The 13,826-nt window shown below is 47.9% G+C and carries 11 protein-coding genes; all 11 read right to left on the bottom strand.

The features are described from left to right. Positions 1 to 258: 258 nt before the first annotated feature. A complete protein-coding gene (locus tag KME12_24865) occupies positions 259 to 1,317 on the bottom strand; it encodes a methyltransferase (GenBank protein ID MBW4491007.1) in 1,059 nt (352 codons plus the stop codon). 70 nt (positions 1,318 to 1,387) lie between these two features. Next, positions 1,388 to 4,819 carry an isovaleryl-CoA dehydrogenase gene (locus KME12_24860; GenBank protein ID MBW4491006.1) on the bottom strand — a complete coding sequence of 1,144 codons (3,432 nt, stop codon included), beginning with the start codon at positions 4,817 to 4,819 and terminating at the stop codon, positions 1,388 to 1,390. Positions 4,820 to 4,901: 82 nt separating this feature from the next. Next, positions 4,902 to 5,147, bottom strand: coding sequence for a DDE-type integrase/transposase/recombinase (locus KME12_24855; protein ID MBW4491005.1), 246 nt, complete (start codon positions 5,145 to 5,147; stop codon positions 4,902 to 4,904). A 510-nt stretch (positions 5,148 to 5,657) separates the two neighbouring features. Beyond that, positions 5,658 to 6,668, bottom strand: coding sequence for an NADP-dependent oxidoreductase (locus KME12_24850; GenBank protein ID MBW4491004.1), 1,011 nt, complete (start codon positions 6,666 to 6,668; stop codon positions 5,658 to 5,660). Between the two features lie 56 nt (positions 6,669 to 6,724). Then, entirely contained in the window at positions 6,725 to 6,934 is a 210-nt protein-coding gene (locus tag KME12_24845; GenBank protein MBW4491003.1) for a hypothetical protein, read from the bottom strand. A 12-nt stretch (positions 6,935 to 6,946) separates the two neighbouring features. Further along, on the bottom strand, positions 6,947 to 8,644 hold the full coding sequence (locus KME12_24840) for an FAD-dependent monooxygenase (GenBank protein MBW4491002.1): 1,698 nt from the start codon (positions 8,642 to 8,644) through the stop codon (positions 6,947 to 6,949). Between the two features lie 324 nt (positions 8,645 to 8,968). Next, complete coding sequence (locus KME12_24835; protein MBW4491001.1) at positions 8,969 to 9,499, bottom strand: hypothetical protein; 531 nt, start codon at positions 9,497 to 9,499, stop codon at positions 8,969 to 8,971. 197 nt (positions 9,500 to 9,696) lie between these two features. Next, on the bottom strand, positions 9,697 to 9,963 hold the full coding sequence (locus KME12_24830) for a hypothetical protein (protein ID MBW4491000.1): 267 nt from the start codon (positions 9,961 to 9,963) through the stop codon (positions 9,697 to 9,699). Next, positions 9,960 to 11,540, bottom strand: a complete 1,581-nt coding sequence (locus KME12_24825) for an FAD-dependent oxidoreductase (GenBank protein MBW4490999.1) — start codon at positions 11,538 to 11,540, stop codon at positions 9,960 to 9,962. The genes KME12_24830 and KME12_24825 overlap by 4 nt, the downstream gene beginning before the upstream one ends. 36 nt (positions 11,541 to 11,576) lie before the next feature. Then, positions 11,577 to 12,821 carry a tryptophan synthase subunit beta gene (gene trpB, locus KME12_24820; GenBank protein MBW4490998.1) on the bottom strand — a complete coding sequence of 415 codons (1,245 nt, stop codon included), beginning with the start codon at positions 12,819 to 12,821 and terminating at the stop codon, positions 11,577 to 11,579. Between the two features lie 63 nt (positions 12,822 to 12,884). Continuing rightward, positions 12,885 to 13,805, bottom strand: coding sequence for an indole-3-glycerol phosphate synthase TrpC (trpC, locus tag KME12_24815; GenBank protein MBW4490997.1), 921 nt, complete (start codon positions 13,803 to 13,805; stop codon positions 12,885 to 12,887). Positions 13,806 to 13,826 lie beyond the last annotated feature (21 nt).

Raw genomic sequence — 13,826 nt, 5'->3', positions numbered from 1 at the left:
GTTTCTATCGAGTGCCCCAGACCCGCAGCCTGCGATCGCTTCTCAACGACAACAGGATCAGTGCTTTAATCGTGAATTTATTGTCCTGAAACACTTTCCAGCTTTTTAGTTTTGTCAGTCAAGCAGGAAATCTACGTCTATACTCCTCCAGCTGATGTTGATCTAACAAAGACGCTGTTATCTGTTGGGAGCTCAAGCTATAGGACTGCTCAACTATTTCAACTTTCATGATTGTTTCAACTTTTGCATTGAGTTGCGTTACTGATCTACAACTTCCCGACCTTTAAAGCCTTCAACAATACTGCAAGGCGATCGCGTGGGGATAATGTTAGTCAACTGAAAGCCCGCTTTAGTAAACAGTTCTTGAAACTCACTGGCTATGCGGATGCGGGCACCGGAATGGGTAATCAATAGCTGTAGGTCTAAGAATGTCGCAAAAGATGGTTCTTGGGAAGAAATAATCGGATCGATGACCAGTAGCTTGGCATCCATTGGCATTGCTCGATAGCAACTTTTAAGAATTTGGATGGCGTGTTCATCACCCCAATTGTGAATAATTTGTTTGAGAATATACACGCTTCCATCCTCTGGAACTGATGCAAAAAAATCTCCACCTACCATTTCGTAGCGACCAATTAATTCCGCTGGAAAGTGATTTCCTTCCTTGGCTCGTTCAATCACAGGGGGTAAGTCGAAGAGAACACCTGTGATTGCGGGATTTGCCTTCAGGATATCCAGTAGCAAAGTTCCCGCTCCACCCCCCACATCAACTAGTTTAGACGTGGAAGAAAAGTCATAAATATCTAGGACTGCATCATTGATAATTGTAGAATACGTCTTTAGCGCTGCTTTGAATGTCTGGCTAAATTGAGAATTCTGCTGTAAATACTCAATCACTTGCATTCCAAATTTATGATCAAATCCAGGAGTACCTGTTTTGACCGCATTGAATAGATTTCCCCAAGATTGCCACAGCCATTCCTCACCTTCCAAAATAGCTATATAACGGATCGATCCCGGAAAATCGGATTGCAGATATTTAGCTAATGGTGTGATTTCAAAGCAGTATTTCTCTACTTCAAAAAATATGTCATGACTGGCTAAAGCTCGCAATAATCTATACAAGTATTGAGCATCAACCTCTGTGTGCTTTGCTAGTTCATCAACACTTTTTGCGCCGTCTTTGACCAAATCAGCAATGCCAAGTTTTGCTACCACATGAATAGCTTGGCTAATATACTGCCCGGTGAGCATTTGCATCAGTTTTTCGGGAAAGGAGGCAGCTTTTTGGGGCTCACTGATCTCGACTTGCAACATTGTTATGGCTCCTCAGTTAAACTTTGTCTATTTGTCCATCAAACAATGCAAACCAGAATCTCCACGAGTGTTAACGGAGTAGATGTTGAGGGTTGCTTGCCAGATCTTCAAAGAACCTCTGATAGAACTCGAACATTTCCCAGACAGTGCTCTGAATTGCTTTGCACTCTTTGGCTTGAGCTGCTAAGCGCTCAAATCGACGAGCGATCGTCTGACAAGCGACTTCTGGTGTCGGGATATATAGGGGTGTTGCAATCTCGAAGGATGGCCCCGCTGTCTTGCCGCGCTTTCCAGAAGGCATAGTCATCAGCAGTTCGCCCAGCGGTCGCATCATGCCTGTCATTACGTCAATGGCCGCATTCATCAGCTTCGATCGCCGCAAGCTGCCCGTAGGTACCAAGCCAAAATGCTGCACCATTAACTGCATCATGATGGAGTAGCACTCGTCAAAGATTTGCATCACGGCACGAGTTTCGGGCACCGTCACCACATTTGTGTTGCAATCTCGATAGTGAAGCGTCGGGTTACGTAAGGCGGGATAAGCTGGGTTCCAGGGCACATGGCGACCTGTGGAGGTGTCTGTAACCTGCTGTTGAGCGATCGCCGCTCCCATGCGTTGAAATTGCTGAAAGTGAGATTGTTCAAACTTAGATGACTGCGGATTGCACCCTTCCCCCTGCTCAACAATGAAGTCGATGGCGAAAAGGGCACTTTCAACATCGTCAACTCGCAACTGATAGTCTGGATGAACTTGGTTGAAGTCTTCGCGCAGAAACAAGTGATGTTCACCGCCCACACAACCCTGCTTGACAATGAACAGATCGGGAATGTTCTTGATGGCTTCCCGAATCTGACGATACAGCTCACTCAAGGAGCCATAGCCGTGCAGGCGATCTACGATCGGATCATTTGAGGCCGTATCATTGGTGAGGTCTTCTTCTAAAAAGTCGGGCCATTCAAAGCGGATGAATCGCTGTACGGTTGTGGCGTTCAAAGGTTCCAGGGCGAAGTCTACGTCGATGGGGAAGTGCCGATTCATCTCGCTAAAGTTGGGTACCGCTGGGTAGAACGGTTCGCCGATCGCCATTAGAATGTTGTTGACCATCAGGAAGTGGATCATTTCCTCGTGGGAAACCTCTAGTAAAACTCCCCGCATCCCATAGTCGCGTGCTTCCTTGCCGTCGCCACAGGCTAGGCGTAGTTGCTCTGGTGTCCATAAACCACGCCGCACATATTCCTCACCCGTGGAGTAGTTGGGGATGGAGTAAGCGGCAAAGATGTATTGCAGCATAACTGCCACCTCCAGCTCTGCGGCCTGTTTGAGAGCACTTACTAATTCCTCGCGAGTTAGGAGCGTACGCTGAGTGCGCTTTGGTACTGGTTTCTCATTAGGGACGTAGCCTACTTGTTGCTGGTTACGCAGAAACTGACGCAGCAGCATTGCCTTGGGTTCTGACATATCTCTAGTCGGGGGCATGTAATATGTCTTGTTTTTGTTGCGTGGATCGCACATCTGCCACATCAAGCGGGCATAGGTTTCTACTTTGCAGCGATCGCCTAGACTGAAAACCTCTGCCTTCATGAAGGAAAATGCTTGCTCATAGAAAGCCAGGATATGCTCATAAATGCAGTTGAAATCAACTGCTTCCTCCTCAACTTCCTGCAACAAGTGCCAGTCATCGGTGAGCACCCTGACGGCGAAGGAGCCAGCACCAGACCAGAAGCCAAGCAAATCGTCGTTATCGTAGGCGGTAATGGCCTCGTGGGGATGGTTTGGGTCACAGGGCAGTTCGTCAGGTCGAGGCGATAGCAGCACCCGTGCGGTTCCTGAGCGAACACCACGTAGGGTAAAAAAGCCACATCCTAGCTCGTCAGTTGCTATTTCACAGGTGGGGGCATATTCGCCCACTTCCTCGCGTTTACCTGGTTTGAAATTCACCATGTCCAGTTCAGAACTGCGGGGAAAGTGGAAAGTTTGACCTGTATTGGTTTGGTTGCGCTCAAACTCATAGCATAGTTGCGGCAAGCCTCTAGGATTGTAAAACTGGCGCAGGTAGACAGCATTCACTGGTTGGGGATGCCCTCGGACAAAGGACCGCACCTCTAACTCAACCGCGTAGTCCTCACTGTGATTTTCGTCAGGGAATTCCAAGAACAGGCAAGCATCATCAACTTGCAGATTAATCTCTGCTTCCTGAAGCAGCACTCGCCGTTGTCCGTCAGGTTGTGTCCCTACAAGACACAGACCTTGCTGTTGAATTTCATCACATAAGGCTTCAAAGGCTTCTGCCAAGGGTACGTCTACAATTCCACTGGTGAGTTGATGTGCCTCCCACTGATAAACCTCCCTAGGAATTCGCGCCACCAACCCTTGGCTGTTGACTGTCCGTAATTCCAACTCACCCAGATCAAGTTTGGAGCCAATGGCATGGGTCGGACCTGGCCCTGATTCAATAGCACGCCCTACACACGGTACTGCTGTCACCATGTTCAGGCTGACACCTTGGTGAGTAACCTGAACGGTAAGGTTAGATAGCGCCCTGGGTGCAGTCTCTTCAATGCCCTGTGGGACACGGCGAGGAGAGGAGGGAGAGATATCCCTTCCAGGATGCCGTCTGGAGGTCAGCAAGCGACCGTGGGGATAAGTACGCATCTCGCCTTGACGCCACAATCCAATAGTTCCGTGCAGCTGCCAAAAACTGGGTGAGTCGGGTTGCACTGGAGCTGACATGTTACTCAAACCGAATTGCACAACCAGCCCCAACACATCATCCCGATTCATCGCCTCGCGTAATAAGGATACTGTTGGGGAGAGTGCGGACTCTTCGCCCCACAGCAAATCTTGGGCCGCTTTGGCGACTGTGAATTGATAGACAGCCGCACGTTGAAACTCCCTGTTGAGGCAATGTTCGGGTAATTCATGAATGTGATTAAAGTCTTGCCACCGAGCGGGTTGCATACCCTCAACAGGAGCCGAAAGCATATTTGGTACCTCATGGGAAGCACCGAGTCGGCCAAAAGTGAGTTGCCCTACCATGATTGTGGTTGTCCAGTTGGATGCTGGATCACAGTCAAAGATACGGGCACGATTGAAGGTAGTGCCCAAATATTCGTTGTAGTGCCCCCACATATCCACGCTGCGTCCCACCACTGGGTCGCTTTGGTCTACCTCGAAAGGTTGGCGTTGAGTGCTGACGATTTTGGCCTCGATCGCGAAGTGACCGTTGCCACCAAAATCCCAGCCCATCGCCATACTGAACGGCCCCTGCTCATCCCATTGCCCTTCGGCGTTAAAGCGAGGTCCAGTACGGTAGAGGGATTCGTGATATTCGGATACAGAACAGCGATGGTCCAAGCGAGAGTCCTTTGAACAGGCTACGCGATCGCCATTCAGGTATACAGTGTTAGTGCTCAGATCCACAGCTCCGTTTTTGTGTCCTGTAGGAGCGTGGGTGCGGGCATATCCCTGGAAATGCAGGCGAGGAAAATTCAAGATGCTCATATCTAAAGCCACTTAAATCATTGCTGTGGTTCTGTCGCAAAGATTCTAAAGGGACAAACGAACTGGTCCCGTTCATATTGCTTTAAGCCATCACTCCGAAAAGTTCATTGATGAATCTTACTTGAGATACACTATTCCCTTGATTGATATCTTTCACTTGTCCTTTGCGAAGCATAGCCATTGCCTCTATCCCATGCAACGTTCTTCTTGCTGTGTTAAATGATTGAAATCCCATCGTTGGTTTGACAATTCGTTTGATGTTCGGATGGTCTTGCTCACTCAGGTTGTTCAAGTATTTGCTCTGCCGCAATTCGGTTTCGGCTTTCAATATTTTATCTCGCTTCAACTATGCTGCGGTCAAAGCGAGCCTCATGACAGAGTTTAGCAACGGCCCTGTCTGTCGAAGGCCTGAATAACAAATTGAAGCTGCTGGACAGATGTACAGGGCTAGCTTAGATCTACTCGCTAAGCGCTTTATTATGATTGCATAACGGCAAGCTCAACGTAAGGCAGCAATCATTTTCTCGGCTTCACCAAAAGCTCGGAAGAGCCCCCGATAGTTGTCATTTCTTCCAGCTCGCGATTTACTCTTGTTTTCTCATTTGGTTGGCGGAACTAAGCATTAACCCACACGTCTTGGTGCAGTTTTGGGTGCCACGATAAAAATTGCATTTTTCAGTTAGTTCAAGTAGAACCCTTGAATGGCAAACACTTGGGAGAACGAGTAGCGGGGGGTGAGAGCTCGAGAAATTGGGGTTCATGCACGCAGATGCTCAGATGGCCAGTGGGCAAGGTCCAAACATTTATCAGACCAGTATCAGTTTTGCAATACAAGACCTCAAGCTGGATCTGAAACCTTCACCAATTGCTTACCAACATTCTGACTATTGAAAATGCCTACGAAGGCTTTAGGTGCGCTCTCCAACCCTTGTGCTACTGTCTCCCTTACCTTAATCTTCCCATCCGCTATCCAGTTGCTCAACTCTTTGATAGCTTCAGGATATCGGTCGGCATACTTTGATGTGTTGAAGCCTTGGAGCCGCAGGCTGTGCATGACAATAGGTAGGAGATTACCACGCCAGCCACCGTCACTCTCGTGGTAGGTTGCTACTTGACCGCAAAGCGCAATGCGCCCAAAATCTTTCATGTTATCCATTACTACATCAGTCACCGCTCCGCCTACATTGTCGAAGTAGAGGGCAATGCCATTTGGGCAAGCTTCCGCTAATTCCGCAGCAAAGCGGTCAGACTTGTAGGAGACTGCAGCATCGAAGCCTAGTTCATCGAGGAGGTAGCGTTTCTTTTCTGGTGAGCTAGTGATGCCAACTACATGAGCACCTTTGAGCCTAGCGAGCTGGCCTGCTGTGCTACCCACAGCGCCTGCTGCAGCGGAGACAACGACAGTTTCGCCAGCCTGAGGATACCCTGTCTCCAGCAAACCAAAGTACCCGGTCATGCCTGAAACTCCTAGAATCCCAAGGGCATGGGACACTGGACTCAGTGTTGGATCGATCTTCCGAAAAACATTAAGTGCTGTCACTGATGTAAATTGCTGCCATCCCATCATGCTCTCGACAATATCACCGACCCCATAATCAGGATGTCTTGATGCAATCACCTGACCGAGACCAACCCAGGAGATTAGCTCATTCGGTTGGAATGCACCATAGGATGGGACGCCCTTGAGACGGTTGAGAAGCACTGGATCTATTGATAAGTAGAGGGTACGCAGGAGTAGCTCACCTTCTCTTACTTCAGGAATAGAGCCTTCTGTTACACGAAAACAATTTATATCTGGTAAGCCATTTGGCCGTTGGTTGAATAGTACCGTCAAATTACTATTTGCCACTTGCTAGATCTCCTAGATTGTATTTCAGAAATTTTTTTGTTTGATTAAAGAATTATTCACTGGCAACCAAAACTCTCACTTCCTTTATATTTTCTGATATGACTAAACGCTTCTTCGATGTAGGTATCAGTTGACTTGAGCTTACAATCATCTGGCTTTGAAATATCCTCTCTGTAGCGCCTGTAGAACGTGTAATGATCGGCGATAAATTTAGCTGAAAACGGGCTGAATCTCTCAATCTGAGAGGCAAGTTTTTGCGTCACCATTGGAGAAACCTATCACTCCGTCAGTATCAGACTTTCACAGGCTCCCTCTAAAACCTTATTAGCAGAATTATGCTGTACCTTGAACACGCACCGCGCATAAGAGTGCAATGTTTCGTAGTTGTTTACAGAAGAGCAGAAGGCAACATGACCATCAGGTCTAATTAGCACGAGTGACGGTTTGCTAAGGTCAAATGCCTTATGTGCAAAGCGGTCGAAGTCAAGTAACATTGGGCTGTCTGTTATATCCTTCAGCACATCAGGTGCTGCTATGACCAGCCAAACATGGATTGTCACGAACTCCTTGACAAACGCTGTTGCGATGGTGCGTAGTTGTTCCAGAGTCTTCTTTCCTTCAGCGCCATCGAAGAGTAAAAGTGTCCAGTTGAGGTCGTTGTAAATCAATTTAAACAGTGTGATGGTATGTAGATCTGGTACTACAACCACTCTGGCGTCAGGTGCACGATCGCCTGCACGAACAACCTTGTTACCGAGATTGTCTTTGCTGAGAAGACTATTCGGATAAGCTATATCTAGCTGTGCCAAGCGCCGTCTAATTAAGTACTCGCCTATCCCACAGTTAATCCAGGCCGAGCCTAACTGGCTCACGACATGCTGCTGTATCGTACTCGGCTTGGTGAGCCAACGAAAGCCAGTAACTTGAGTATTATATAGATCTTTCCGTACTCTATGTCGCTCAACAGAATAGCTGTCGAGAACGATTGGATTCACTTGCTCTCGCAATGTTGCTGCTAGCTTCCAACCAAGGTTAAAAGCATCCTGCATACCAGTATTCATCCCTTTGCCACTGATTGGCAAGGGAATATGACCAGCATCACCTGCAAGAAACACCCGATCCTTTTGCAAGGCAGAGCCAATGCCATAATGAAGTCGTCCATGACTTAACCAGATGGGATCGTGTAGTTCAACTTGTGCATCTCCAGTAACTCTTTGGATTGCTGCCTGCATCTCTTCAAGGGTTGGGTGGCGTTCAGGAACACCTTCTTCATCCTCAATGATCCAAAAGCGGTGGTATCCTCCTGGCAGGGGCAAGACACCAAGGTAACCGGTATTGAAAAGGAAAAACCATATCTGATCTGGATATACAGGACGGCTCCAGCGAACCCGTGCATCCATTTGTCTAATAAACCGCTTTTGAATGTGTTCCGGCTGAATGCTCAATCCGATCAGATCCCGAACCTTACTTCTGTTACCATCACAGCCAACGAGAAAACGGCAACGCACTATCTCGCAGGTGCCATCTCTCTCAACTGTTGCTTCAACATAATCTACCTTCTGGTGTAAATTAACGACTTTGACTCCGCGCTCGATTGGTTGCCCGCTTTGCACTAGATAATCTGATAGAATCCGCTCGATCTGGTTCTGACCGATTAGCACGGGTGTGCCGTAAGGACTGGGATGATTGTCGATTGATATAGTACCCATAAGTGTGCCGTAGGCATAGAGTGTAGCCTTTCGGATTGGTAAGCTTTCAGCAAGCAGTCGATCAAGAACACCGATTGCTGCAAAGACCTCCTGCGTGCGCGGCCATAAATTACAAGCTTTTGAAAATTTTTCAGGCTCAGTCTTTGCTTCCAAAATCCGGAATTGTACACCCAGTCGTAGTAAGTCTGCAGCAAGCGTTAAGCCAGTTGGCCCAGCACCTACTATCAGCACATCTGTCATATTATCTTGATTCTTTGTCTGGATCATGACAATTACCTGTCAGCCTTGCTCAGTTAGGATTCCACTTGTTCTATAGCAGTACTAAATACGTAAGAAATTGTAATTCTACAAGCAGTTATTATGCTATTGATAGAGTGGATATACTTCCAATTCCTGTTCGATAAAACCTTATAAATTCAGCAAAGTTTTTATCTTCTTTATGTAGGCAAAAATGAATTTTCTGGCTTTTGCTAGCAGAGCAACATTTTTGAGTTTATTAGTTTGCTTCTTAAAAGCGCACCCTACACCTGTGTTTAGCTGCTCAGATACCTCAGCATTCACCACAGTTCCGTCGCACGAGCATCTATGAACTTAGTTTTCGGATGATGCTGACAATGAGTCAGCGTTGGTTCGTCTTAAACCGAAAAGTATGATGACACAGGCTAAGAGGGTAAACACACTGATCAGCTTGGCAGCTATATCAACGCTTACCTCCATCCAAAAAGGTCCACCAGGAAATCCTTTTGCGGTGATTAAAAAGCTTCTTGTTAGACCAAAGGTTGCTGCCATAAATTGGATAGAAAGACCAATATATGCACTCACAACTAGCAACCATAACGTTACTTTAGCAGACCACCTAGAAAACTGGATGTAAGGAACTGCTACACCCAAACTAATGAAGAAAGTTCCTAACATAAGTCCGAGCGAATGAGCAGAGAGCGCTGCACGCGGGTTGGTATAAATATTGATAGAGCAAGGAATGATACATCCTAGAAAAAAGAGGAAGAAACCATGCCAAAGGTATCGTCGCCTATATTCTTCAATTTGAGTTTTTCCTAAGAAGGTTTGAGATCTGTGCAACCAGCTAAAGCGCTCATTTTTTTCAATCGGCTCAATTTTCATGATTACCTTTACTTAAAGTCTCAAAATTGGTTGAGTTTAATCAAAGTTTTTAAAGCTATAGCAATCCTTTTTGATTCTTGAGCAGGGTACAAAAGTGAAACCCTTGTATAGGGGCAAAAAACCGCACTTCTTCATTAACTATTTGTGATCCCTATAACAACAGAATTTTGGATATATCTCCTAGAAGACTATTAATGCTAGATGTGGTTTACAATGCTGAACAGACCATTCTCGTCCCATTGCCCTTCGGCGTTAAAGCGAGGTCCAGTACGGTAGAGGGATTCGTGATGTTCGGATACAGAACAGCGATGGTCCAAGCGAGAGTCCTTTGAACAGGCTACGCGATCGCCATTCAGGTATACAGTGTTAGTGCTCAGATCCACGACTCCGTTTTTGTGTCCTGTAGGAGCATGGGTGCGGTTATATCCCTGAAAATATATGTAGGGAAAATTCAAGATGCTCATATTAAAACCTCTTCAATAATCGCTTTCGTCTCAACCCGCGTAAGCTCTGTGACTGTTGTGTCTCTGATGAAAGAAGGGGCAGTAGTCTTGGCGATCTCCATAGGTATAACAGGGAGCTTTCTCGCCGACTCTATTTTCGGTTTGTAGGACGCAATATCGTAGACTGCCTCCAGTGCTGACTCAATCGAACCTTGAAGCCAGGCTGGAAATCTAGAGCAATGCTCACCCGCGAAGAAAAGCCTGTCATGGGGTCTGGAAGCTTCTAAATAATTACACCTATTCTCATCCCAATGGATGGTGCATCCGGCAGCACTCCACTTGTAATGCCCCCAAGCGATCGTTGCCATGTCCACAAGCATGCCAGGTGTCTCAATCTCAGGGTGCAGCTTACTCACAGCGTTCTTAACATAGGCGTGACGCTCTGACTCAGACATGATCCCTAGATGTTCTGCATCGTCGCCGATGGTATAGCTAGCTAGCAGGGTACTTCCCTGTGAGGAGTTGCTCTTAACTGACGGGTAGTAGATTTGACGGATACCTTGATCGCTAAAGGAAGCTCCACCACCAATCCCATTCTCCTGCCAAAAAGGCTGGGCGCAGTGAAATAAAACCTTGGTGGCTGGGCAATAGACCGTGTTGTGAATTGCAGCCAGTTTGTTGTCGTCAAAGCCGCTCAACTCGATCTTGCGTAATATCGAGAACGGAATCGTACACAACACATAGTCGCAATCCCGTGTATGCAGTTGCTCTCCCTCCAACCAGGACACTTCAACGTTATCCTCATGGACACGCAGGGCTACTACTTCCTGGTTACAATGGATCGGTCCCTGCACTGCTGCACTCAGGCGATCGCTGAGCTGATCCATCCCGCCTTCAAGCTGTAACAGATCATGGCTCGTTTCGGTCAAAATGTCGTGGAAGAACATGTCGAGCGACTTGCTGCACCGAGCCCGGAAACTTGGGTTTGCCTTAACGAACCCGTGGAGGTCGATGGTTTCGCCATCTTCACTGAAATATGACTCTAAATCCAACCTCTCGAGCTCATCCATTAAGTGTGAGTTGAGGTCATGGTTTAGACTGGCCCGCAGATTGCCAGGAGCGATGGCATCCACAATTGTCTTGATCCATGCAGCAAATAGCCGAGTGTTCTGACTGTAGCGCGTATCCTTAAAAATGCCTTGGTAGCGCTCCTGGAGTATCCAAGGTGCATCTTTCAGACGAAAAACTTTTCCCTGAATATGCATCAGAGCGTTGTTTTCCTCGAATACCGTGACAAACTTGCACAGCTTGTCACGTAGCCCCATTTCATAGATGTAATGCAGGGTATGCTTGTGCTCGCTGGGGATACGCATCGCCCCCAGTTCTCCGTAGGAAGCGCCAGAACCCTGACCAAAGCGATGAGTCCAGACGCGGCCTCCAATGCGCGGGCTGCCCTCCACAATATCCACTTGGTGGCCCAGGCGCTCCAGCTCGTAAGCCGCTACTAATCCTGCAATGCCAGCTCCTAGAATCGTGACGCGCTTGCCTGGTGGCTGATTGGCGAGTTTGCACTTATCCAGCATGATTTTGATATCCATTTTTCGAATACTCCGCAATCTTTGGCAAAGCCGAACTCAAGCAGGGTTCAACAATTGGACGACGGTTTGCACATCCTTATCACCACGGCCTGAACAGTTGATCACGATCCGGGGACTACTCGTGAGCTGTGGACAAAGAATATCGAGATAGGCGATCGCGTGAGCCGTTTCCAGGGCAGGAATAATTCCTTCTAGTTGAGACAGTCGCTGAAATCCTGCTAAAGCCTGCTGGTCCGTCACGCTGTAGTATTCAGCCCGCCCACTTTCTTTGAAATAGCTATGCTCAGGGCCAACGCCGGGATAGTCGAGTCCAGCGCTAATCGAATGGGCTTCCACCACCTGACCATCTTCATTTTGGAGTAAGTAGCTCATGGCACCATGCAAAACTCCGACTCGGCCCCGCATGAGGGTGGCAGCATGCTTTTCGGAGTCAACACCTTCACCTGCTGCTTCAATGCCAATCAGCCGCACGGTTGGTTCCTCCACAAACTCATGGAAAAGTCCGATCGCGTTAGAGCCTCCACCCACACAAGCCAGAAGGATATCTGGTAGCCCACCCCATTTTTTCTGACATTGGGCGCGGGTTTCCTCTCCAATCACCGCCTGGAAGTCGCGCACCATCCTTGGGTAGGGATGCGGTCCCGCGACTGAACCCAGGATATAATGAGTCGTTTCCACGTGAGTCACCCAGTCTCGAATTGCTTCTGAAGTGGCATCCTTCAGGGTTCCTGTGCCTGCTTCTACTGGACGCACGTCCGCTCCCATCAACCTCATCCGAAATACATTGAGCGACTGCCGCTCCATGTCTTGGATACCCATGTAGATAACGCACTGTAAACCAAAACGGGCACATACTGTTGCTGTAGCCACACCATGTTGACCAGCTCCCGTTTCAGCAATAATGCACCGCTTGCCCATGCGTTTGGCTAACAGTACCTGAGCTAGAGCATTGTTAATCTTGTGAGCACCAGTATGATTTAAGTCCTCACGCTTCAGGTAAATTTGGGGGCCAACGCCATCGGGTCTGGCATAGTGAGCCGTTAGACGCTCAGCGAAATATAAAGGACTGGGCCGACCGACATAATCCTGTAGCAAACTTTGCAGTTCCTGTTGGAAGCTCGGCTCAGTGCGGTATTGCTCAAATGCTGTCTCTAGCTCACTGAGAGCAGGCATTAAAGTTTCAGGGACATACTTACCGCCAAACCGTCCAAATCGACCGAGCTTATCAGGTCGCTGGATATCAGATTGAGCAGCAGCGTGAATATCGCTTGTGCTGAACATTGTAGAATATTCCTCATCCTTGTATTGTTGATGCCACAGGTATCAGGTGGCGGCTGCATGAGGTTAGGACGCTGATTCTGCTGACTGAGGGGAGAGAGAATTAGGGCACAATAGATTGACCACGGCCTGTTCTATATCAGTTTGTTGGACTAAAGACTCTCCAATCAGAACTGCATGGGCACCTGCTTTGGTGACAACCGCTAAATCAGCAGAGGTGTGCAGTCCAGACTCACTCACAACTGTTATATCCAAGCTGTGCAACTGTTCCTGCCGCTCTGACATCAGTTGTAGTGTCGCTCCTAGATCGACCGTGAAGTTCTCCAGATTGCGGTTGTTGATTCCCACTAAGCGCAGATTAGAAAGCGCCAGCACTCGGTCAAGCTCTGTCAGGGTATGCACCTCTACTAGTGCATTCATGCCTAAACTATGGGTAATTTGCAGAAACTCTTGCAGCTTCCTGTCAGAGAGAATGGCGGCAATCAGCAGCACAGCATCTGCCCCAACGACTCGCGCTAGATAGATTTGGTAGGAGTCAATAATAAACTCCTTGCACAGTAGCGGCAGGCCTACACTCTGTCTAATTGCACGTAGATTATCAAAACTACCTTGGAAAAACTTCTGATCAGTGAGCACTGAGAGACAGGCTGCACCGCCTCGCTCGTAGGCTTGGGCAATCTGAATCGGGTTGAAGTCAGCACGGATAACTCCTCTACTGGGTGAGGCTTTTTTAACCTCTGCAATCAAGCTGGGTTTGATGGGACTCTGCCGCAAACTGCTCAGGAAATCTCGTAGGGGAGGGGCAGCATTCACTTGACTTTGGAGATCTGCGAGAGAGACTTGTTGCTGCATTTGTGCAACTTCTTGTTGTTTATGCCACACAATCTCTTCAAGAATATGACGCGGTCTGGCCGACTGAGATGCAACATGGCTGTTGATTTCAGGGATAGTCGGGAATTGGGTGGATTGATGGTGACGAATTTGCATGGGGGGCTTGAGTCACAAGAT

The organism is Trichocoleus desertorum ATA4-8-CV12 (genome assembly GCA_019358975.1).
In the GTDB taxonomy this organism is placed as follows: Bacteria; Cyanobacteriota; Cyanobacteriia; order FACHB-46; family FACHB-46; genus Trichocoleus; species Trichocoleus desertorum_A.
This window is presented reverse-complemented; position numbering and strand designations above follow the sequence as displayed.